General features: G+C 69.6%; 21 protein-coding genes. 9 read left to right on the top strand and 12 right to left on the bottom strand.

Annotated elements, in window-relative coordinates; genetic code table 11:
• Positions 1 to 13: 13 nt before the first annotated feature.
• From ACSQ3D_RS13765 to mnmG, 10 genes are all read right to left on the bottom strand, one after another.
• Complete coding sequence (locus tag ACSQ3D_RS13765) at positions 14 to 1,552, bottom strand: COG3014 family protein (protein WP_056410598.1); 1,539 nt, start codon at positions 1,550 to 1,552, stop codon at positions 14 to 16.
• A gap of 327 nt (positions 1,553 to 1,879) precedes the next feature.
• Positions 1,880 to 2,626: a hypothetical protein gene (locus tag ACSQ3D_RS13760; RefSeq protein ID WP_056410600.1), complete on the bottom strand. Its 747-nt coding sequence runs from the start codon at positions 2,624 to 2,626 to the stop codon at positions 1,880 to 1,882.
• Between the two features lie 510 nt (positions 2,627 to 3,136).
• Positions 3,137 to 4,054, bottom strand: coding sequence for a ParB/RepB/Spo0J family partition protein (locus ACSQ3D_RS13755; protein WP_436127287.1), 918 nt, complete (start codon positions 4,052 to 4,054; stop codon positions 3,137 to 3,139).
• Between the two features lie 51 nt (positions 4,055 to 4,105).
• Positions 4,106 to 4,402 (bottom strand): cupin domain-containing protein, encoded by a 297-nt coding sequence (locus tag ACSQ3D_RS13750; protein ID WP_056410606.1) that lies wholly within the window; start codon positions 4,400 to 4,402, stop codon positions 4,106 to 4,108.
• Between the two features lie 72 nt (positions 4,403 to 4,474).
• Positions 4,475 to 4,753: a hypothetical protein gene (locus ACSQ3D_RS13745; protein WP_436127286.1), complete on the bottom strand. Its 279-nt coding sequence runs from the start codon at positions 4,751 to 4,753 to the stop codon at positions 4,475 to 4,477.
• On the bottom strand, positions 4,750 to 5,301 hold the full coding sequence (locus ACSQ3D_RS13740) for an RBBP9/YdeN family alpha/beta hydrolase (protein ID WP_436127285.1): 552 nt from the start codon (positions 5,299 to 5,301) through the stop codon (positions 4,750 to 4,752). Before ACSQ3D_RS13740 ends, ACSQ3D_RS13745 begins: the two co-directional genes overlap by 4 nt.
• 34 nt (positions 5,302 to 5,335) lie before the next feature.
• Entirely contained in the window at positions 5,336 to 6,160 is an 825-nt protein-coding gene (locus tag ACSQ3D_RS13735) for a ParA family protein (protein ID WP_056410612.1), read from the bottom strand.
• A gap of 24 nt (positions 6,161 to 6,184) precedes the next feature.
• Positions 6,185 to 6,799 (bottom strand): LysE family transporter, encoded by a 615-nt coding sequence (locus ACSQ3D_RS13730; protein ID WP_056410615.1) that lies wholly within the window; start codon positions 6,797 to 6,799, stop codon positions 6,185 to 6,187.
• A 130-nt stretch (positions 6,800 to 6,929) separates the two neighbouring features.
• Complete coding sequence (gene rsmG, locus ACSQ3D_RS13725) at positions 6,930 to 7,610, bottom strand: 16S rRNA (guanine(527)-N(7))-methyltransferase RsmG (RefSeq protein WP_436127284.1); 681 nt, start codon at positions 7,608 to 7,610, stop codon at positions 6,930 to 6,932.
• A gap of 2 nt (positions 7,611 to 7,612) precedes the next feature.
• Positions 7,613 to 9,601 (bottom strand): tRNA uridine-5-carboxymethylaminomethyl(34) synthesis enzyme MnmG, encoded by a 1,989-nt coding sequence (mnmG, locus tag ACSQ3D_RS13720; protein WP_436127283.1) that lies wholly within the window; start codon positions 9,599 to 9,601, stop codon positions 7,613 to 7,615.
• Positions 9,602 to 9,759: 158 nt separating this feature from the next.
• Between mnmG and ACSQ3D_RS13715 the strand changes: the two genes are divergently transcribed.
• The 9 genes from ACSQ3D_RS13715 (at position 9,760) to ACSQ3D_RS13675 (ending at position 18,166) form a co-directional block, all read left to right on the top strand.
• Positions 9,760 to 10,353: a Crp/Fnr family transcriptional regulator gene (locus ACSQ3D_RS13715; RefSeq protein WP_436127282.1), complete on the top strand. Its 594-nt coding sequence runs from the start codon at positions 9,760 to 9,762 to the stop codon at positions 10,351 to 10,353.
• 60 nt (positions 10,354 to 10,413) lie between these two features.
• Positions 10,414 to 10,977, top strand: coding sequence for an anthrone oxygenase family protein (locus ACSQ3D_RS13710; protein ID WP_436127281.1), 564 nt, complete (start codon positions 10,414 to 10,416; stop codon positions 10,975 to 10,977).
• A gap of 68 nt (positions 10,978 to 11,045) precedes the next feature.
• Positions 11,046 to 11,654, top strand: a complete 609-nt coding sequence (locus ACSQ3D_RS13705) for an NADPH-dependent FMN reductase (protein WP_436127280.1) — start codon at positions 11,046 to 11,048, stop codon at positions 11,652 to 11,654.
• A gap of 46 nt (positions 11,655 to 11,700) precedes the next feature.
• Entirely contained in the window at positions 11,701 to 11,976 is a 276-nt protein-coding gene (locus ACSQ3D_RS13700; protein WP_056171634.1) for a YkgJ family cysteine cluster protein, read from the top strand.
• 213 nt (positions 11,977 to 12,189) lie between these two features.
• Positions 12,190 to 13,098, top strand: a complete 909-nt coding sequence (locus tag ACSQ3D_RS13695) for an RNA polymerase sigma-70 factor (RefSeq protein WP_056410629.1) — start codon at positions 12,190 to 12,192, stop codon at positions 13,096 to 13,098.
• 220 nt (positions 13,099 to 13,318) lie between these two features.
• Positions 13,319 to 13,774 (top strand): carboxymuconolactone decarboxylase family protein, encoded by a 456-nt coding sequence (locus tag ACSQ3D_RS13690; protein ID WP_056410631.1) that lies wholly within the window; start codon positions 13,319 to 13,321, stop codon positions 13,772 to 13,774.
• 302 nt (positions 13,775 to 14,076) lie between these two features.
• A complete protein-coding gene (locus tag ACSQ3D_RS13685; RefSeq protein WP_436127279.1) occupies positions 14,077 to 15,666 on the top strand; it encodes a tail fiber domain-containing protein in 1,590 nt (529 codons plus the stop codon).
• Between the two features lie 14 nt (positions 15,667 to 15,680).
• Positions 15,681 to 17,438 carry a tail fiber domain-containing protein gene (locus ACSQ3D_RS13680; protein ID WP_436127278.1) on the top strand — a complete coding sequence of 586 codons (1,758 nt, stop codon included), beginning with the start codon at positions 15,681 to 15,683 and terminating at the stop codon, positions 17,436 to 17,438.
• Complete coding sequence (locus ACSQ3D_RS13675) at positions 17,435 to 18,166, top strand: Ig domain-containing protein (protein ID WP_436127277.1); 732 nt, start codon at positions 17,435 to 17,437, stop codon at positions 18,164 to 18,166. Before ACSQ3D_RS13680 ends, ACSQ3D_RS13675 begins: the two co-directional genes overlap by 4 nt.
• Before the next feature lie 13 nt (positions 18,167 to 18,179).
• On the opposite strand, the gene ACSQ3D_RS13670 is transcribed toward ACSQ3D_RS13675, so the two are convergent.
• Together ACSQ3D_RS13670 and ACSQ3D_RS13665 are read right to left on the bottom strand one after the other, a co-directional pair.
• Entirely contained in the window at positions 18,180 to 19,388 is a 1,209-nt protein-coding gene (locus tag ACSQ3D_RS13670) for an FAD-dependent oxidoreductase (protein WP_436127276.1), read from the bottom strand.
• Entirely contained in the window at positions 19,385 to 20,335 is a 951-nt protein-coding gene (locus tag ACSQ3D_RS13665; RefSeq protein WP_436127275.1) for an ornithine cyclodeaminase family protein, read from the bottom strand. The genes ACSQ3D_RS13670 and ACSQ3D_RS13665 overlap by 4 nt, the downstream gene beginning before the upstream one ends.
• Positions 20,336 to 20,347 lie beyond the last annotated feature (12 nt).

The raw sequence follows: 20,347 nt of genomic DNA, 5'->3' as shown, positions 1-20,347 counted from the left end.
GACATGGTGGTTTTCAGTTCTTCGCGGCAGGCGCGGGCTTGGTCGAGGTGGACTTGACCGCCGACTTGGGCACCTGGCGGGCGCGGTTGTTGGTGGTGGTCGTCGTGGTGGTGCGGGTCGTGACGGCAGGCTCTGCAGCGGGCTGCGATGCAGCGGCCACAGTGGGCAACTGGCCCAGCATGGCCACGTCGCCGGTCAGCACGCTGTTGTCGTACATGCGCAGGGGCACCAGGGCGTACTGGCCGTCGATCTTGATGGGCTGGGGCAGTGCGCGGCCGTTCACCGTCACCACGTGCTCGCCCGGAGGCAGGTAGCCGCGGGCCACGTACACGCGGCCGGGCAGCATGCGCCACATGCGGTCGTCCGCCTGCTCGGTGGCCACCGAGGCGGCTGCGCCGATCAGGCCGCCGACCAGGCCGCCGCGCTTTTGCAACTCGTTTTGCAGCACGCCCTTGGCCACCGCGCGGGTAAAGCCACGCAGCACCATGCCGGGCATTTCGTCCTTGAGCGCACGGCGGGCCATCACGTTCACGTCCACCACTTTTTCCAGCTTGAGGTTGGTGCCGGCGGCCGAGATCGTGGTGAGCAGCGCGTCCTTGGAGGGCTCGATCACCGGGTAGGAGATGCTGGCCGTGACCAGGCCCCGGCCCGTGGGAACGGGCAGCGTGAACGCCTTGGGCTTGCGGGCGGGCGCGTCACCGGCTTCGACGATGAAGAGCACGTCCGTCATGCGCTGGCGGCGCTTCCAGGTGAAGCCGGTGCGCGTGTCCAGGCCACGCAGGCCTTCTTCGAGCACGCCGGTTTCGGGCTTGAGTTCGATGGCCTTGCGGTAGCCGGGCGCTGCCAGGCCGGGCTCGTTGAGCATTTCGTACAGGAAACCCGCGAGGTAGTGGCTCAGGGCGTTGGAGTAGCCGTTCTTGAGCGCCAGCACTTCGGGATCGTTGAGCGTCTCGACGGGGTAGCCGTTGAGCTCCTTGCCGCCCGAGGTCGCGCCCTTGGACTTGGCTTCTTCTTCGGCCGCCAGGGTTTCCTTGGCGCGGAACTCGGCAATGATGGCTTCGCGCTCGTGCGTGCGCTTGATGTCCACGCGGGCGTTCTCGAAGTCGCCCACGGCCATGCGGTTCAGGGCCAGGCGCGTGGTGACCCACACCTTTTCATAGTCCTGACCTTCGTAGACCTTCAGGCGTTCGCTGATCAGCGCGGCGCCCACGGTGCCCATGAGTTTGCTGGGGTTGGTCTTGGCGGTCTCCTCCCATTCCTTGACCTTGGTGTCGGCCAGCAGGAAGGCGTTGGTGCTGTCGGGGTAGCGGCGGTCCATGCGCAACAGCTCGCCACGTTCCATGTTGTAGAGCAGCGCTGTCTTTTCATCCTCGGTCTTGGCCGTGCTTTCCAGCTGCGCGATGGCCGCGGGAATGCCGCCCGTGCGGCCGGCGGCCTGCATGTCGGTGGCGAGCTTGTCGTGGCTCTGCATGGTGGCGCAGCCGGTCAGGGCGGCGCTCAGCGTCAGCACCCACAGCAGGCGTGGGCGAAAACGGGACAGTTGGGTGGTCATGGATGTTCCTAGCAGGACGGTCGGTTGCGCACCAGAAAACCCCGGCACGGCCCGCACGCAGGACGACCCCGCGCCACGATGGCGCCGCCGCAAGCGTGCGCACCATGACGGCGTTGAAAACAACGGGTGTCTGCAGGGTGGGACGGCCGGATGAGGACGGTGCTGGCGGCACGTGCGCCCCCTCTCGGCGCATTAACGTGCTGCTGGCGACCCCCTCTGGCTGTGAGTTTCTTGGTTGTTTTGTATGGGGTTGTAGCCAGACACGCAATGTAGCAAAAGCTTGTATCTTTTCTGTAACCGACAGTGATCGTGTTGCAACCGCACATATCAAGCCTCCGCACGGTGTAGCGGCATGCGGTAGAGCCACACCACGCGCCCGCCCGGCACGCGCAACTGCACGCTGGGCAGCACGCCGGGCACCGCGAACTCCAGGCTGACCAGCCACGCGCCGGGGGCCAGCTCGGCCTGGGCCTTGGCGGCGGCGCGTGCCATGCTTTCAGGCCGCTGGAACACATACACCATCCGGTAGGGGCTCCAGTCCTCGGCCCACATGTCGGCGCGGCGCACGTAGGCCCAGGGGCAGCGCAGCGCGCACAGCAGGCGCAGGGGCCAGCTCCACTCGATGCCCTCGAGCTGCGCGGCCGGGTAGGCCTGGCGCAGGGCCTTGAGGCCATCGCCCAGCCCGCTGCCGGCATCCAGGATGCGGGCATCGAGCGGCAACGGCGCCTGCGAGGCCAGCGACTTGAGCGCATGCGGGGGCGTGGGGAACACCGGGGCATCGCGCCAGGCATTGAGCGGGTAGACCAGCAGCAGCAAGATCAGCGGCACCAGCCAGGCCCAGGTGGGCAGGCTGGCCGCGCCCAGCAGCGCCAGCGACAGCGGAAACCCCGCGGCAATCAGGCCGCGGCGCCACCAGCTGCCGCCCAGCAGGCTGGCCGCCGTGCCCAGCACGCAGGCCACGCCCAGCGCAGCCACGGGCGGCACGGCCGCGCGCTGCAGCGCGACGAAAACCAGCCACGCGCAGGCCCACGCGACCAACGCGGGCAGGGGCCAGGGCATGCGCAGGGACGGCATCGCTGATGTGTCAAAGGTTGAACAACTGCCGGCGCGCAGCACGCCCCTCAACGCGCCCGGCAGGGCCGTGCAGGGCGGAACGGGGAGCGCCTGTCTCGTTCGCGGGCGCACAGGCGGCAAGGCCGGGCCCCGGCAGGCCGCAGGGCTTGCCCAAGGACGAACGAAGCGCGAAAGAGAGCATGGTCTGTGGATTCCAGAAGGTGGATCGATCACCCGGCAAACCATCGTGGACTGCAGCACGCACGCCATGTGCGTGGCGGTTCTGAAGCGGCCTGGCCATCGTCAACCCGGGGTGTTGAACGCAGCGCAGTGTAGGCCTCGCACACACGCATTTTGCCTGTGCAAGTTACGTGTGGAAACTGCTTGTGTGCGCTATTTCACGCATCGCACCGGCAAGACGGGGCGCGCCACCCTGCCGCGCCCCTGCCGCGAACCTGCCGGGCCACCGGGCGGTGGCGCATCCGCTCGCCGCAGGGCGCCACCCGCCGCCCGGGCGGGCATCTACTTTACTTACTTTCGCAGCCGATCAATCAGGCCGTTGAGCGCCTCGAGCGAGCCGAACTGGATCGCCAGCTCGCCCATGTCTTCCACGCGGCCGTGGCGCTTGACGCGTTTCTTCACGCGCACCTCCACCTCGGCCATGAGCAGGTCGGACAGCTCTTCTTCCACCCGCTTCAGGTCGCGCGACTTTTCCTTCTGGGGCTTTTGCGGCACCAGGCTGAACTCGGCGCCGATTTTCTTGACCAGGGCCTCGGCCTCGCGCACCGACAGCTTCTTGGCCGCGATCTGGTTGCCGGCGGTGATCTGCGCGGCGCGGTCGAGCGACAGTAGCGCGCGCGCGTGGCCCATGTCGATGTCACCCGCCATCAGCATGGTCTGCACCGGCTCGGCCAAGTTCAAGAGGCGCAGCAGGTTGCTGGCCGCGCTGCGCGAGCGGCCCACCGCCTGTGCGGCCAGCTCGTGCGTGAGGCCGAACTCGCGGACCAGGCGCTGCAGGCCGTGGGCTTCTTCCAGCGGGTTCAGGTCCTCGCGCTGGATGTTCTCGATGAGCGCCATGGCCGCGGCGGACTCGTTGGGCACGTCGCGCACCAGCACCGGCACGGTGTCCAGGCCCGCCAGGCGCGCGGCGCGAAAGCGCCGCTCGCCCGCGATGATTTCGTACTTGCCGGCGTTGTCCCCATCGGCCAGGCGCCGCACCAGGATGGGCTGCATGATGCCCTGGGCCTTGATGGACTCGGCCAGCTCGTACAGCGCGCCTTCGTCCATGCGGGTGCGGGGCTGGTACATGCCCGCCACCATCTCGGTCAGGGGCAGGGTGCTGGGCAGGCCGGCTTCGACGGCCTGCGCCTGCTCTGCTTTTTCAGCGACTTTGGGGCCCAGCAGGGCTTCGAGGCCGCGGCCGAGGCCCTTGGGTTTCTTGGTGACCATGGGTGAGTGTCCGGAAGATGGATGGAAAGAATGGGTGCCGATCAATGCCGCTCAGCGGTCGATGATCACCAGCGTGCCGTGGCTGCCCTCGGCCACCGCGTGCGGGACGCCGGCCGGGACGATGTAGACCTCGCCCGCGCCCACCTGCACGCGCCGGCCCTGCAGGTCCAGGTTCATCTGGCCGTCCAGGACGAGCAGCGCTTCGTCGAAGTCGTGGGTTTCGTCGGGGTAGGCCTGCGCGTCCATGCGCAGCACCTTGACGTTGGCGCCCGCCGCCCGGCCCACGACGGTGGAGCGCCAGGCATGGGGCAAGGTATGGGCGACGGAAGGCAGATGGATCTGGGACATGCGGCAAGGTGGGTCAGCGGGAGGATGTTCGCGAAGGGAATGCGGGGGCCAGGCGGCGCTGTGCGTGCGGCATCAGCCCTTGGGGCGCCCTGCCCCGCGCCCCCGCACCCGCCCGCGCCACAGGCGCAGCCAGATGCCACAGGCCACCACGCACAGCACGGCGGCCAGCACGAACTGGCCCAGCGCCGCCACCACCACGGCGCTGCTGGGCAGCAGCCAGGCCAGCACCGCCTGCAGGGCATCGCCCAGCCAGAAAGGTGCCGCACGCCGCCGGGGCGTTGCAGGGGCGGTGGCTGCGGGCTGCGCAGCGCCCCGGCGCCCGAAGAAGAAGGGCCATCGCATGAACTTCATGCCACCGGCTGCGCCTGCAGCAGTGGTTGCAGCCAGCCATGGCCTTCGTCCCAGTCGGCAAGGCCCGACTCGGCATTGATGTGGCCGCGCTCGCCGTAGTCGACGAACCGGGCGCCCCAGGCCTGCGCCATGCCCTGCGCGCGCTCCAGGCTGCAGTAGGGGTCGTTGCGGCTGCCCACCAGCAAGGCCGGAAACGGCAGCGGCTGGCGCGCGATCGGTGCCCAGCCGTGGATCTGCGCGGCCAGGTCGGGCCGCTCCACATCGCCCGGCGCCACCAGCAGCGCGCCGCGCACGCGGTGGGCCAGGGGCGAATGCGCGGCCCACCACGCCGTGAGGATGCAGCCCAGGCTGTGGGCGACGAGCACCACCGGGCCGTCGGCATCCACCACCGTCTCCTGCAGCCGGGCCGACCAGTCGCCCCGCAGCGGGCGCATCCAGTCGTGCTGCTCCACGCGGTGGTAGCCGTGCACAGCCTCCCAGCGGCTTTGCCAATGGCCGGGGCCGGAGTTCTGCCAGCCAGGCAAGAGCAAGATGTTGGATGCCTTCATTGCTATTAATTTAGTAGCTGCTAGCGCTCGCCTATCAAGCGGTAGGGGCCATTTTGACCACTGAATCGGCCGTTGCCGCCCCCGGTGCGGGCATGGTCTGCACGCGCTCGACCATCTCTTGCGCGAACTCGACGAACGCCTGGCTGCCCTTGGCCGCCGGGTCGAACACCACGCCGGGCAGGCCGTAGCTGGGCGCCTCCGCCAGGCGCACGTTGCGCGGGATCACGCTGTTGAACACCTTGTCGCCAAAGTGGCCCTTGAGCTGGTCGCTCACCTGCTGCTGCAAGGTGATGCGCGGGTCGAACATCACGCGCAGCAGGCCGATGATCTGCAGGTCGGCATTGAGATTGGCATGCACCTGCTTGATGGTGTTGACCAGGTCGGTCAGCCCTTCGAGCGCGAAGTACTCGCACTGCATCGGCACGATGACCCCGTGCGCGCTGCACAGGCCGTTGAGCGTGAGCATGGACAGCGACGGCGGGCAGTCGATGAGCACGAAGTCGTAGTCGCCGTCCACCTCGGCCAGCGCGGCCTTCAGGCGCTTTTCGCGGTGCTCCAGGGTCACCAGCTCCACCTCGGCGCCCGCGAGCTCCCGGTTGGCGCCCAGCACCCAGTAGCCGCATTTGTCCGAGTGCACCGCGGCTTCCTTGACCGAAGCGGATTCGAGCAGCACGTCGTACACCGTGAGCTCCAGGCTGCGCTTGTCCACGCCCGAGCCCATGGTGGCATTGCCCTGGGGGTCCAGGTCGACCATCAGCACCCGCTGCCCGATCTTGGCCAGCCCGGCGGCCAGGTTGACGGTGGTGGTGGTCTTGCCGACCCCACCTTTCTGGTTGGCAACGCAAAAGATCTTGGCCATGTGGATGCAGCAGTCCGTGTAGTTTTATTTGGAGATGGCCAGCTTGATGCCAAAGCCGATGAGGAACACGCCGGCCAGCTTTTCCAGCCCGCGGCCGATGCGCGGATTGGCGCGCATGCGCTCGGCCAGAAAGTGGGTGAGCAGCACGGCGATCAGGCCGTATGCGAACGTGAGCGCGGCCACGGTGGCGGCCATCACGCCGAAGGTCAGCATGCCCTGGTGGCGCGCCGGGTCCACGAACAGGGGGAAGAACGCCATGTAGAACACGATGGCCTTGGGGTTGAGCAAGGTGATCAGCGCGGCCTGCTTGAAGTAGTGGCGCGGCTCGATGTTCAGGACCGGCTTGGCGCCGGGTTTGGCGGTCAGCATCTTGAACCCCAGCCAGGCCAGGTAGGCCGCGCCCAGCCACTGCACCGCATGGAAGGCCGTGGGGTAGGTAGCCAGCAGGGTGGCCACACCGGCCACCGCGGCCCACATCAGCACCTGGTCGCCCGCGATCACACCCATCGTGGCGCCGAGGCCGCCCCGCACGCCGCCCTTGCTCGTCGAGGTGATCAGCGCCAGATTGCCAGGACCCGGGATGGCCAGGAACAACACGATGGCGGCGACAAAGGCGCCATAGTCTGCGATGCCGAACATGATCTCTCCCGGTGTGCTGGGTGGGTGCCGCGGTATGCGCACCCACCGAATGAGCAGCCGAGTTTAAGCGACCACCCTGCCCTGCTCCGTCGTTCGCGTGCCACCCGCCGGTCCACACGCCCCAAAAACTTCAGGCGGGCTTCAACCAGATGATGCAGCGCTCGGCCTCCAGGCCCGGCACGGACAGTGGTTCCACGTGAAACACCGATGCACCCGCGGGCAAGGCGGCGATCTCATCCTCGGGGTGCTTGCCCTTCATGGCCAGCCACACGCCGTGGGGCGTGGCCAGCGCGCCCTGCGACCAGGTCACGAAGTCGGGCAGCGAGGCAAACGCGCGGCAGCTGATGATGTCGAACGGTGTCGTCAAGGTCTCCACGCGTGCATGCACCCCGTGCAGGTTGCGCAGCTTCAAGGACACCGCCGCCTGCTGGATGAAAGCCGCCTTCTTGCCCACGGTGTCCACGCAGCTCACATCCACCCCCGGGCAGCAGATCGCAAACACCACCCCGGGCAGACCGCCGCCCGAGCCCACATCCAGCAGGCGCACCGTGCCCGCCGCCAGGCCCTGCGACTCCAGGGTGGCGAGGTGCCGGCGCAGCGGCGCCACTGCCGCCAGGCTGTCCAGCAGGTGGTGCGTCATCATCTCCTGCGGGTCGCGCACCGAGGTCAGGTTGTAGACCTTGTTCCACTTCTGCAGCAGTGCCAGAAAGTCCATCAGCTGGCCGACCTGCCCATCCTCCAGGCCCAGGCCCAAGGCCTCGGCGCCCGCCTGCAACTGGCTGCGCAACACGTCGTTGTGGGATACCGTCATCGTCATGCCGCCACTTCGCCTTCGGCCTTGGACGGGGCCACGGCAAACTCCTTGAAGCCGCCCTTCTTCAGGTGGACCATCAACAGAGAAATCGCCGCCGGGGTGATGCCGGTGATGCGCGACGCATGACCCAAGGTCTCCGGCCGGTGGCGGCTCAGTACCTGGCGGGCCTCGAAACTCAGGGCAGTGACCTGCAGGTAGTCCAGGTCGGGCGGCAGGCGCAGCTTCTCGAAGTGGGCGGCGCGCTCCACCTCGTCCTTTTGCCGGTCGATGTAGCCCGCGTACTTGGCGGCGATCTCGACCTGCTCCAGCACCGAGTCAGTGAGCGCACCCAGCGTTTCACGTGAAACATCGGCCGAGGCATGCTTGCCGCCGTCCAGCGACATCAGGTTGGCGTAGCTCACGTCGGGGCGGCGCAGCAGTTCAAACAGGTTGTACTCGTGCTCGATGCTCTTGCCCAGCACGCGCTCCGATTCGGCCGCAGGCAGGCTGCGCGGGTTCACCCAGGTGGCCTTCAGGCGTTCTGTTTCACGTGAAACAGCGTCCCGCTTGCGGCTGAAGGCATCCCAGCGCGCGTCGTCCACCAGGCCCATGCGGCGCCCTGCTTCGGTCAGGCGCATGTCCGCGTTGTCTTCGCGCAGCTGGAGGCGGAACTCGGCCCGGCTGGTGAACATTCGGTAGGGCTCGGTCACCCCCTTGGTGATCAGGTCGTCCACCAGCACGCCCAGGTAGGCCTCGTCGCGGCCGGGCAGCCAGGGGGCATCGCCCCGGCACTGCAGCGCGGCGTTGATGCCGGCAAACAAACCCTGCGCCGCCGCTTCTTCGTAGCCGGTGGTGCCGTTGATCTGCCCGGCAAAGAACAAACCCTGGATCTGCCGCGTCTCGAAGCTGCTCTTGAGCGAACGGGGGTCGAAATAGTCGTACTCGATGGCGTAGCCGGGGCGCAGGATGTGCGCGTTCTCCAGCCCCGGCATGCTGCGCACCAGATCGTACTGGATGTCGAACGGCAGGCTGGTGGAGATGCCGTTGGGGTAGAACTCGTGGGTCGTCAGGCCTTCGGGCTCCAGGAAGATCTGGTGGCTGTCCTTGTCGGCAAAGCGGTTGATCTTGTCTTCCACACTCGGGCAGTAGCGCGGGCCCACGCCCTCGATCTTGCCGGTAAACATGGGGCTGCGGTCGAAGCCGCTGCGGATGATCTCGTGCGTGCGCTCGTTGGTGTGGGTGATCCAGCAGGGCATCTGGCGCGGGTGCATCGCGGCACCGCCGTGCGCATGGGCCATGTAGCTGAACACCGGCACCGTGCCCTCGTTCACGCCGCCCGGCATGCCGTCGCCGGGCTGCTCCAGGCACTTCGAAAAGTCGATGCTGCGCCCGTCCAGGCGGGGGGGCGTGCCGGTCTTGAGCCGGCCCTGCGGCAGCTGCAGCTCCTTGAGCCGCGCCGACAGCGACACGGCGGGCGGGTCCCCTGCCCGGCCGGCCGCGTAGTTGTTCAGGCCCACATGGATCTTGCCGTCCAGGAAGGTCCCGGCGGTGAGCACCACCGTGCGCGACCGGAAGCGGATGCCCACCTGCGTCACGGCGCCCACCACCCGGTCGCCCTCCACCATCAGGTCGTCCACCGCCTGCTGGAACAGCCACAGGTTGGGCTGGTTCTCCAGCATGCGGCGGATGGCGGCCTTGTACAGAATGCGATCGGCCTGGGCCCGGGTGGCACGCACGGCCGGGCCCTTGGAGCTGTTGAGAATGCGGAACTGGATGCCGCCCTCGTCCGTGGCCAGCGCCATCGCGCCGCCCAGAGCGTCCACTTCTTTCACCAGGTGGCCCTTGCCGATGCCGCCGATGCTCGGGTTGCAGCTCATCTGCCCCAGCGTCTCGATGTTGTGCGTGAGCAGCAGGGTTCTTTGCCCCATGCGCGCGGCAGCCAGCGCGGCTTCGGTGCCTGCATGGCCACCGCCGACAACGATCACATCAAATTCCTGGGGGTACAACATGGAGAACTCCGAGAGCCTGGTGGGCCCGATAATGAAAACCCGGGGGTGTGCAGCGGCTGACTGGCAGGTGCGCAAGCCCCTCGGCCCGCCTCGGCAGCCTGGGCACAACGGCCCGGAGCCCGGCGGGTAACCCGCGATTTTCCCACTTTGCGCTGGCCGTGTCTGTTTCTACGCCCCTTACCCTGTTCCTGACCCAGTTGCTGGGCTCCGCGCCGCCCCCCGTTCAGGATTGGTGGGCCAGTGCCCAGCGCCTGCAGTTGCAGCGTGGGCAACCGCTGCTGCAAGCGGGCGATCGCTGGCAGCACCTGTGGTGGGTGGAGCGCGGGGCCCTGCGCCTGTACTACCTGGACAGCGAAGGGGCAGAGTCCAACAAGAACTTCTTCCTGGACGGCAGCATGCTCTGGCCTGTCACCCCTTGGCTGCGCGAAACACCGGCAATGTTTCACGTGGAACCGATGGAAGACGCCACCGTGCTGTGGGCCCTGCGCTGGCCGGCCACGGTCGGGCCAGCCGCCACCTGGCCCGCATGGGCAAGCCTGGAACACCGCACGCTCTGCGCACTGCTGGACGGCAAGATGCAGCGCGAGCAGGAGTTCCTGCAGCTCGGCGCCCGCCAGCGCTACGAAAAGCTGGTGCGCGAACGCCCCCAGTGGGCCGACCGCATTCCGCTGCGGCACCTGGCCTCGTACCTGGGCATGACGGACGTCACCCTGTCACGGGTGCGCAGCGAACTGGGGCTTATCAAAGGTTAAGGCGCTGGATGCCGAAGGTTGCGACAGTGGGCAGGTCGCCACTCCCCGCACCGCCAGACCATGCCCAACAGCCCCTCTACCTTCACCACCTCCGGCCCCTCCCCGCTCGCACTCGCACCCCATGCCTTGGCCGTGCTGTGGCTGGGCCTCATGGCCGGTTTCTTCGGCACCTACAGCGCCAACGTCAACCTGGCGCTGCTGCAGATGGACGGTGCGACCTACGCCACCGTGCAGTCGGCCCTCAACCGCAACGTGCGGCATGCGCTGTTCTTCACCTTCTTCTTCGGCCCGCCCCTGTGGTGTGCACTGGCCCTGGCCACGGCCTGGCGGGAGCACCGGGCAGGCTGGTGGCGCGGGCTGGGGCTGGTGGGGGCGGCCTACGCTTTGGGCATCGTGTTCTTCACCCAGGAGGTGAACCTGCCGCTGAACCACACCACCGAATCCTGGAACCCCCAGGCCCTGCCGGCCGACTGGGCGGATGTGCGCGACCGGTGGAATGCCGCCAACCTCTGGCGCGCCGGGCTCAGCCTGGCGGCGTTTGCCACCGCGCTGGGCACGCTGGTGTGGCGCAGCGTGCCACAGGCCCGGCCCGGGCTGCCGGCCGCACCCATGCACGACCGCTGAGGCGTCCCCACCCTCGGGCACGTCTTGCAGGATTCCTGCCGCGCGCCTGTGCTCCAATCGCAGGCACCATGCCCACAACCACTCCCTCCCTCCTCGTCTTCGCCGGCAGCACGCGCCAGCAGTCCTTCAACCGCAAGCTGGCCCACGCCACCGCCGCCATCGCACGCGATGCCGGTGCCACGGTCACGCTGCTGGAGCTGTCGGACTTCGACATCCCGCTGTACAACGCCGACCTCGAAGCCCAGGGCACGCCGGCCGACGTGATCCGGCTCAAGGAAATCCTGTGGCGGCACCCCGCCTGGGTGATCTGCTCGCCCGAGTACAACGGCAGCTACACCGCCCTGCTCAAGAACACCATCGACTGGGCGTCCAGCCCCGTCAAGGGCAACCCCGACTGGGAAGACGGCGGCAAGTCCTTCCGCGGCAAGGTGGTGGGCATGCTCAGCGCATCGCCCGGTGCCCTGGGCGGCCTGCGCTCGCAAAGCCACCTGGCCCCGCTGCTCATCAACGCCGAATGCTGGCTGGCGCCCAAGGCGTTTGCGCTGGGCTCGGCCGGCAGTGCCTTCGACGAGGCGGGTGCCCTGGTGCAGCCCGCCCACCGCGACCGCGTGCGCGGCGTGGTGGACCAGGTGCTGTGGGCCTCTGCCCGCCTGCACCCCGAAGGCGCACCCGCCTGACGCCCTGCCCCGCCCAGCCCCCCGCCAGCCAGCCACCACAACCCCCATGGACTGCCGCCCCGGCTGCGGTGCCTGCTGCACCGCACCTTCCATCAGCTCCCCCATCCCGGGCATGCCGCAGGGCAAGCCCGCCGGGGTGCGGTGCGTGCAACTGGGCGCGGGTGAGCGCTGCCTCATTTTTGGGCAGCCCGAGCGCCCCGCGGTGTGCGGCGGCCTCATGCCGTCGGCCGAGATGTGCGGCGCCAGCACCGCGTCGGCCTTCGTGTACCTGGAGCGGCTGGAGCGGCTGACCCAGCCGGGCGCGGCGCCGTCCCGGCCTTGAGCTGCAGCGTGCCACCGCGCGGGCGCCAGGCACTGCGGTTGACCATCAAAACCGGCCCTACCGCTCATCTGGCAAGCGCCAACAGCTATCAAAACAGGAGCAAACCGCTCCACACTGTCACACACCGGCAGTCTCCCCCGTCTGGTCAACATGGCCAGACAACGCGCAGCGGCGGTTGATCTGCTTCACCACCCCCAGCCCAGGCACCAGCCCATGACCTCCGCAGCCCCTCCAGCGACCTCCGGCGCTTGCGCCACCGACCCCTTCACCACCCTGCGCCCCCGCCTCTTCGGCATCGCCTACCGCATGCTCGGCGTGCGCGCCGATGCCGAAGACGTGCTGCAGGACGCCTGGCTGCGCTGGAGCCGTACCGACCCCGCCGCCCTGCAGTCCGCCGAGGCCTGGCTGGTCACGGTGGTCACGCGCCTGTCCATCGACCGGCTGCGCGCGCTCAAGGCCGAGCGCGAGGCCTATGTGGGCTGGTGGCTGCCCGAGCCGCTGGTCGAGCTGGACGGTGCGCACACGCCCGAGTCGGCCGCCGAGCTGGCGGGCGAGCTGTCGGTGGCGTTCCTGTACGTGCTGGAGCGCCTGGGGCCCGAGGAGCGCGCCGCCTTTTTGCTGCGCCAGGTGTTCGACTACGACTACCCCGAGATCGCGGCCCAGCTGGGCAAGACCGAGGCCAGCTGCCGCCAGATGGTGCACCGTGCAAGCGAACGCGTGCAGCAGGCGCGCACCCGCTTCGAGGTGCCGCGCAACGTGCACCACCAGTTGCTGCAGCGCTTCATGCTGGCCGCGCGCAGCGGCGACCGCAACGCCATCGAAACACTGCTCAGCGAAGACGCCCAGCTCATCGGCGACGGTGGCGGCAAGGTGCCATCCTTCGCCCAGCCGCTGGTCGGCCCCTTTCGCATCGCCAACCTGTACTGGGCCCTGTTTCGCCGCCTGGGCGCGCAGGTGGTCTACCGCATGGCGCTCATCAACGGCGAGCCGGGGCTGCTGCGCTACCTGGACGGCCAGCTCGAATCGGCGCAGGCCTTCGTGACCGACGGCGAGCGCATCGTGGCGATCTACGCGATCCGCAACCCGGACAAGCTCGCGGGGATCCCGCTCTCGCTGGACTGACACAGGCGCGGCGCTGGGCGCTGTGGTGGCGAAGGGTTCGTGGATGGATGGGTGGTTGTGTTGTGGAGTGGAGTGGAGGCTGCAAAAAAACGCCGCCCGCTGTCACACCGGACAACACGCGCACGTCTTGAAAGGTATGGAATGCGATGGCCTGTGCCACGCACCCATCGCCCCCTTTCATCCACCACCGCCCCACCAGGGCACACCCAGGAGTTTTTTGATGTCCCAGCACACCGCCCGCCTGCCCTACCACCAGCTCTCGTCCAAGGCCTTCATGGGCCTGGTCAACGTGTCCGAAACCATCAAGAAGGGCGCCCTGGGCGCGCGCCTGGCAGAGCTCGTGTTCCTGCGCGTCTCTCAGATCAACGGCTGCGCCTACTGCATGGACATGCACTGGAACTACCTCGTCAAGGACGGCGTGGAAGCGCGCCACTTGAACGCCGTGGCCGGCTGGCGCGAGGCACCGTTCTTCAACGAACGCGAGCGCGCCGCCTTCCGCTGGGCCGAGATCCTCACGGCCACGCCGCACAGCGACGCGAGCGACGAAGAGTTCGCCAAGCTCAAGGCCCTGTTCACCGACGCCGAGATCTCCGACCTGGGCTTTGCGATCGCCACCATCAACGCCTGGAATTTGCTCAACGCAGGCATGCGGGCGCCGATTCCGCAAGCAGGCTGAACGCTCCGTCCCCAGGTGCCGGCACGCGACGTGCCGGCAACCCCCCCCGCCACAGGGCAGAGAGGGGAACGCGGTAAGGGCTGCAAGGCCGGAATGGCCGGAGAGGCCAGAGAAGGGGCGAAGGGCTGCGTCGAGCGCACGACACCCTGGCATTTCACGATTGACGCGTTAGCGGGGCTCATTCAGACTCGAATGTTTCCGCGGGTAACGGCGGCGGCGCAGCCACGCGCCTTGCCGCTGCCCCCGACGCCAGACATCCGAAAAGTTCGAAGAGCCCCCGGCCCGCTTCAGAGACCACCTCCATGCACCCTTTCCACAAAGCCTCCCTGGCGCTGGTCGCCAGCCTGGTCGCTGCGGCCTGCGCCGCCCAGGCCCCCGCGGCAACCATCACCGCGGCACGCCAGAGCGACCGCATCACCTGGACCGCCCAGGCCCCGCACGGCGCAGCCAAGCTGCGCCTGGTACGGCCCGACGGCACCGTCACGGACCAGGTCTTCCCGCGTGCCCCCATCGTGCTGGAGCCCCGGCAGGCGCGCCTGCCCGATGGGCGCTATTTCTACGAGCTGAGCCTGGACCCCCCCGCCACCATGGACCCGGCCCAGGCCCAGGCCACCCTGCACCAGCGCATCGTGTCCGGCTCCTTTGCCGTGGCGCAGGGCCAGGTGGTGGGCGCTGGGGCCGATGCCACCACCGCCGCGCAGCGCAGCACCGCACCAGCCGCCACCACGTTCACCACCAAGGACCAGGTCGTGGCCGACGACCTGGTCGTGCAGGGCAGCCTCTGCGCGGGCCTCGATTGCGTGAACAACGAAACCTTCGGGTTCGAAACGGTGCGGCTCAAGGGAGGCAACCTCGCCATCCATTTCGACGACACCAGCAGTGGCGCGGGCTTTCCCGCCAACGACTGGCGCATCAAGGCCAACGACACCTTCTCGGGCGGCGCCTCCTACCTCGCCATCGAGGACGCGACGTCCGGCAACCCGGTGTTCACCGTGAGCGCCGGGGCGCCCACCAACAGCCTCTACGTGAGCGCGAGCGGCCAGCTGGGCCTGCGCACGGCCACGCCTGCGCTGGACGTGCACGCATCCACCGGCAACACGCCCGCCTTCCGCCTGGAGCAGTCCTCCGCGGGCGGCTTCACCGCGCAGACGTGGGACATCGGGTCCAACGAGGCCAACTTCTTCGTGCGCGACGTTACGAACAGCTCGCGCCTTCCCCTGCGCATCCGCCCTGGCGCGCCCACCAGCAGCGTGGACATCGCTGCATCGGGCAATGTCGGCTTCGGCACCGCATCGCCTGCCGCCGCACTGCATGTGATGCGCACCGACGGCAGCGCCCAGGTGCTGGTGCAGGAGGCCAGCGGCACCGCGGCCCAGCGCACCTTGCTGAATCTGGCGAACAACGGGCCTGCCACGCTGCGCTTCACCACCGCGGCAGCCACCGGCTGGGACATGACGGCCGGCACCGCCCTCACCCTGGCGACACAGGGCGCGGGCACGCCGCAGTTCACGCTCGCGGCCAACGGCAACCTGGCCATCACCGGCACGCTGAGCACGGGCTCCAGCCGCACGCTCAAGACGGGGATCGAACCCATCAACGGCACCAGCCTGCTGGAGAAAGTGCTGAGCCTGCCGCTCTACCACTGGCGCTACACCGCCAGCCCCGCGCAGGAACGCCACGTCGGCCCCATGGCAGAGGACTTCCGCAAGATCTTCCAGCTCGGGCAAGACGACAAGAGCCTGGCCCCCGGCGACCTCGCCGGCGTGACCCTGGGGGCCGTGCAGGAACTGGCGCGCAAGGTGACCGAGCGCGAAGCCGACATCGCTGCGATCAAGGCCCGCATCTCCCTGCTGGAAGCGCAAATGGCGGCCCCCGCCAAGCCCGCGCGCTGAGGGAGCTGCCGTCCATGTCCCACGACCGAACCGCCTTTTACGGCCGTCCGCAGCCTCGCGCCGTGCGCCTGGCCGTGGCCGCGGCCATCGCCGCCTGCCTGCTGGGCCAGAGCGCCCAGGCCCAGACCACCCCAGCCGCAGGCACCCCACCGGCTGCCACCCCCATCACCGCCCGCCTGCAGGCCCAGCGCCTGGAATGGACCGTGGCCGTGCCCCACGGCCGGGCCACGCTGCGAATTGCCCGCGAAGGCGGCGCGCCGCAGGACATCGTGCTGCGCGAGCCCCTGGCCCTGGCACTGCAGGACACGCCCCTGCCCGACGGGCGCTACACCTACGAGCTGACGCTCGCCCCCGCCACCGCCGCCCTCCGGCGCGAGGAGGCCCCGGTGGCCCCCACCCGGCCAGAAGGGCCTGTCGGCGCCGTGCTCAGCGCCAGCGTGACCATTGCCGGGGGCGCTTTCGTGCTGCCTCCGGACGTGCCTCCCCGCGGTGAGGCCGGTGCGGCCGGCGACAACGCCAGCAGCGCCAGCACCGCCCGCACCCAGGCCATCACTGCGGCCAGCGCAAGCCAGCGCATGGTGCTCAAGGACCAGGTGGTCAGCGACGACCACATCATCCAGGGCAACGTCTGCACAGGCCTGGATTGCACCAACGGCGAAACCTTCGGCAACGACACCCTGCGGCTGAAGGAAAACAACCTGCGCATCGGGTTCCACGACACCCGCGCCGCACCTTTCCCCAACTCTCCCTGGACCTTGCTCACCAACGACAGCGCCAGCGGCGGTGCCAGCTACCTGGGGATCGCCGATGCTGCAGCCAGCACCGGCACCAACATCACGTCCAGCCAGGTCAAGGCGCTGTGGATGGCCGGTGCACCCGCCAACAGCCTGTACGTGAGCCCGCTCGGCCGCGTGGGCATACGCACTGCCGCGCCCGTGCTGGACCTGCACGTGCTGTCGTACAACACACCGGCGCTGCGGCAAGAGCAGAACGGCCTGAACGGCTTCACGCCCCAGACCTGGGACATTGCCGCCAACGAAGCCAACTTCTTCGTGCGCGACGTCACCGGCGGCTCGCGCCTGCCCCTGCGCATCCGGCCCGGGGCGCCGCACGCCAGCCTGGACATCGCCGGCGACGGCAACGTCGGCCTGGGCACTCCGCGCCCGGCGGCGCCGCTGACCCTGCGCCGCTCCGACGGCACGGGCAGCTTGCGGGTCGACAACACGACAGCCGCGGCCTCGACCGCGCGCGTGCAGATGGAGCTGCGCAACAACGGCGACATCGCCACGCGCCTTGCGCATGGCACGGGCACGGCGTACTGGACGCAGCTGACCACCGCATCGGGCGTGAGCCTTGCACCGAGCGGCAGCGGCAGCCCTGCGCTGTCGGTGCAATCCAATGGCAACCTTGCCGTGGCCGGCACGCTCAGCCAGGGCTCCAGCCGCACGCTCAAGCACGACATCACCGCCGCGCCGGTCCACGCCATCCTTGGCGAAGTGGCGCAACTGCCGGTGTATGCCTGGCGCTACCTGAGCGATCTGAGCGCCAGCCTGCACCTGGGGCCCATGGCGGAAGACGTGCACCAGCGCTTTCAGCTGGGCGCCAGCCCGAAGACGCTCGCACCCAGCGATGTGGCGGGCCTGGCCGCCGCGACGGTGCAAGCCTTGCACCAGAGGCTGGCCGCCAGGGACGAAGAGCTCCTGGGCCTGGCGCAGCGGCTGTCGGCCCTGGAAAAGCAAGCCGAACGCCAGCAGCGGGGAGGCCACCAATGACCGCCCGCGCAAGACCGGCTGCATTCCCCTGGAGCCATCGCATCGTCGCCGCCGTGGGCGCCGCCTGCGTCCTGCTGTGGGGCGCTGCCGCCTCCGCGCAGAGCATCAGCGTGACGCCGGCAGCCGTTCCCGTGCCGGTGCAAGGCACGCCCTACAGCGTGACCTTCACCGCCAGCGGCGGCGTGGCGCCGTACCAGTTCCTGGTCAGCACCGGAGTCCTGCCCACGGGCCTGAACCTGTCGGCGGGCGGCGCGCTCACCGGCACACCCACCACCGCCGCCGCCTACAGCTTCACCATCACGGCCTCCGACTTCCTGGGCCGTGAGCGGGACCTGGTCGCCGCCGGCACCGTCGCCGGCGTGCTGGCCGTCACCCCGCCCTCCTCGCCGGTCACCAACACGCCCTACAACAGCCAGATCCTGGTGACGGGCGGAACAGGGCCGTACAGCTTTGCCATCAGCTCGGGCGCCCTGCCGCCCGGCATGTCGCTCGGCGCGGGCGGCCTGCTCACCGGCACACCCACCACGGCGGGCAGCTTCAGCGTGGTCATCCAGGTCACGGACGCCAATGGCCTGATTTCGCCCTTCACGCTGAACATCAACGTCCTGGCAGGACCCGGCGGCACTGCCAAGGCCATCCCGGTGGACAGCCCCTGGATGCTGACGCTGGCAGGGCTCGGGGTGGCCTGGCTGGGGCGGCGGCGGCTTCGCGCGCAGCGCGGGAGGTGACGGCCAGGCGCTGTCACCCCTGCATCTGCCCCGCCAGCGCCACCGCGCTGCCCGCCGCCAGCGTCAGGCCCAGCGCGCCGTGCCCCACGTTGAGGTACACATTGCTGTCGCGCCAGCGGCCCACGATGGGCACCGACGTGGGCGTGGCGGGCCGCAGCCCGGCCCACACGGCCGGGGCGTCCAGGTCGCACAGGCCCGGGTAGGTCTGCGCCACGGCGTCCACCATGGTCCGCACCCGGTCCGCGGGCACGTCGAGGCCCGTGGCGCCCACCTCGGCCATGGCCGCCACGCGCAGGTGCGTGCCCAGCGGTGCGAACACCGTCTTGCGGCCCAGGTCGGTCACGCTCGCGCGGGGCCGCGCCACGCCGCCCCGAAACGGCACCGTGATGCTGTAGCCCTTGATGGGCTGGATGGGCAGGTGGATGCCCAGCCGCGCCGCCAGCGGCCCTGCAGCGGGCCCGGTGGCCAGCACGAAGGCATCGGCGGTGATCCCGCCCTGGTCCGTGGCCACCGCGCTCACCCGGCCTGCATGCCGCACGAACGAACGCGCCACCACGCCGAACGATGCCGTGCCGCCGCGCTGGCGCAGGCTGCCCACCAGGCTGCGGCACAGATGGTGCGGGTCGGCGATGCACTCGTCGCGGGTCCACACGCCACCGGCCCAGGGCAGGCCCGGCGCCGCCTGCAACGCGGGCTCCCTGTCCAGGCATTCGCGCACGCTCAGCACCTCCTGCCGGCAGCCCATGGCGGCCTGAACGGCCACCTGGCGCTGCTGCTGGCGCAGCGCCTGTGGCGTGGGGCACAGCACCAGCTTGCCGTTTTCTTCAAAGCCGAAGGACCAGTCCTCCTCGGCCATCCACTGCGCCAGCGCCGCGCGGCTGGCCTGCGCCAACTGCAGCAACTGCGCCGTGCCGCGCACCGACTGCCGTGCCGAGCACGCGCGCAGAAACTGCAGGCCCCACGCCCACTGCCGCCAGTCCCAGCGCGGGTGCAAGCGCACGGCCGAGCCGCGCGACAACAGCAGCTGGGGCAAGGCGCGCAGCGTGGCGGGCGACGCGAACGGCTCCACATAGCTGTAGCTCAGCTGCGCGCCGTTGGCGTAGCTGGTGACGAGGCCCGGCGCCTGCGCCGCGTCCAGCAGGTGCACATCGTGGCCCTGGCGCGCCAGTTCGTAGGCCGTGGCGCAGCCGATCACGCCCGCGCCGATCACGCAGACCTTCATGGCAGCGCACCTGCCAGTGCGGGCGCGCGCTGCAGGATGCGCGACACCGCCAGCTGCGCCACCGCCACATCGGCCAGGCCGATGCCCACCGACTTGAACACGGTGATGCCCGGCGCCTCGGGCCGCCACGGCGCACCGCCCGCGTAGAGCTGGGGCAGGTCCACCAGCGGCGCGCTGGCCGTGCGGCCCTGCCACAGCACCACCTCGCCGGCTTCGGCCAGGCTTTGCGGCAGCCATTCCAGCACGATGCGGCCCGCGCGGTCCATGGTGGTGTCGTCCAGCTCGCGGCCCTTGGGCGCGCTGATGCCCATGGCGGCCACGAAGGCGCCGGGCGCGAGCCACGCGCCGTCGAACACCGGTTTGGCCGAGCGCGTGGCCGTGACCACGATGTCCGCGCCGCGCACCGCCGCTTCGGGCGTGGTGAAGGCCGCCGGGCAGCCCGCCTGCACCGCCAGCGTCTGCGCCCACGCCGGGTCGCCCGCGGGGTCCACCAGCGCGATCTCCCCGAAGTCGAACCAGCCGCTCAAAGCCTCGGCCTGCGCGCGGCCCTGCAGCCCTGCGCCGAAGACCGCCAGCTTGCGCGGCCGCAGCGGGCCCGCCTTGGACGCCACCAGCGCCGTGATGGCCGCGGTGCGCAGCCGCGTGATCTCGTTGCCGTCCAGCACTGCGAGCGGCTGGTTGGTCACCACGTCGAACAGCACGATGGAAAAGCTGAACTGCCCCCGCACCGTGGGGTACACCTTGACCCCGGCCACGCCGCGCTCGGCCCACACCGCGCCCATGGTGCTCAGCCGCAGGTCGCGGCAATCGGTGCGCTGGCGCTGGTGCACGGCGGCACCGCCCGCGGCCAGGCTGGCAAATGCGTCGCCGAGCACGGTGGCCACCGACGCGAAATCCAGCGCCTCGGCCACTTGCCGGTCGCTGATGAAGGGAATGCTGGTGTTCATGAAAAGCTCTGG

Source organism: Acidovorax sp. LjRoot117 (genome assembly GCF_964252695.1).
In the GTDB taxonomy this organism is placed as follows: domain Bacteria; phylum Pseudomonadota; class Gammaproteobacteria; order Burkholderiales; family Burkholderiaceae_C; genus Acidovorax.
Note: the sequence above shows the minus strand (reverse complement) of the source record. Positions and strands in the feature narration are given on the sequence as shown.

Bases quoted from the DNA above. Each gene is read 5' to 3' on its own strand.
- ACSQ3D_RS13745 (WP_436127286.1), bottom strand. From the start codon at position 4,753: ATGAAGTTCATGCGATGGCCCTTCTTCTTCGGGCGCCGGGGCGCTGCG.
- ACSQ3D_RS13735 (WP_056410612.1), bottom strand. From the start codon at position 6,160: ATGGCCAAGATCTTTTGCGTTGCCAACCAGAAAGGTGGGGTCGGCAAG.
- ACSQ3D_RS13665 (WP_436127275.1), bottom strand. From the start codon at position 20,335: ATGAACACCAGCATTCCCTTCATCAGCGACCGGCAAGTGGCCGAGGCG.
- ACSQ3D_RS13705 (WP_436127280.1), top strand. From the start codon at position 11,046: ATGCCCACAACCACTCCCTCCCTCCTCGTCTTCGCCGGCAGCACGCGC.
- ACSQ3D_RS13690 (WP_056410631.1), top strand. From the start codon at position 13,319: ATGTCCCAGCACACCGCCCGCCTGCCCTACCACCAGCTCTCGTCCAAG.
- ACSQ3D_RS13750 (WP_056410606.1), bottom strand. From the start codon at position 4,402: ATGTCCCAGATCCATCTGCCTTCCGTCGCCCATACCTTGCCCCATGCC.
- mnmG (WP_436127283.1), bottom strand. From the start codon at position 9,601: ATGTTGTACCCCCAGGAATTTGATGTGATCGTTGTCGGCGGTGGCCAT.
- ACSQ3D_RS13710 (WP_436127281.1), top strand. From the start codon at position 10,414: ATGCCCAACAGCCCCTCTACCTTCACCACCTCCGGCCCCTCCCCGCTC.
- ACSQ3D_RS13700 (WP_056171634.1), top strand. From the start codon at position 11,701: ATGGACTGCCGCCCCGGCTGCGGTGCCTGCTGCACCGCACCTTCCATC.
- ACSQ3D_RS13760 (WP_056410600.1), bottom strand. From the start codon at position 2,626: ATGCCGTCCCTGCGCATGCCCTGGCCCCTGCCCGCGTTGGTCGCGTGG.
- ACSQ3D_RS13730 (WP_056410615.1), bottom strand. From the start codon at position 6,799: ATGTTCGGCATCGCAGACTATGGCGCCTTTGTCGCCGCCATCGTGTTG.
- ACSQ3D_RS13765 (WP_056410598.1), bottom strand. From the start codon at position 1,552: ATGACCACCCAACTGTCCCGTTTTCGCCCACGCCTGCTGTGGGTGCTG.
- ACSQ3D_RS13685 (WP_436127279.1), top strand. From the start codon at position 14,077: ATGCACCCTTTCCACAAAGCCTCCCTGGCGCTGGTCGCCAGCCTGGTC.
- ACSQ3D_RS13695 (WP_056410629.1), top strand. From the start codon at position 12,190: ATGACCTCCGCAGCCCCTCCAGCGACCTCCGGCGCTTGCGCCACCGAC.
- ACSQ3D_RS13755 (WP_436127287.1), bottom strand. From the start codon at position 4,054: ATGGTCACCAAGAAACCCAAGGGCCTCGGCCGCGGCCTCGAAGCCCTG.
- ACSQ3D_RS13680 (WP_436127278.1), top strand. From the start codon at position 15,681: ATGTCCCACGACCGAACCGCCTTTTACGGCCGTCCGCAGCCTCGCGCC.
- ACSQ3D_RS13670 (WP_436127276.1), bottom strand. From the start codon at position 19,388: ATGAAGGTCTGCGTGATCGGCGCGGGCGTGATCGGCTGCGCCACGGCC.
- ACSQ3D_RS13675 (WP_436127277.1), top strand. From the start codon at position 17,435: ATGACCGCCCGCGCAAGACCGGCTGCATTCCCCTGGAGCCATCGCATC.
- rsmG (WP_436127284.1), bottom strand. From the start codon at position 7,610: ATGACGGTATCCCACAACGACGTGTTGCGCAGCCAGTTGCAGGCGGGC.
- ACSQ3D_RS13740 (WP_436127285.1), bottom strand. From the start codon at position 5,301: ATGAAGGCATCCAACATCTTGCTCTTGCCTGGCTGGCAGAACTCCGGC.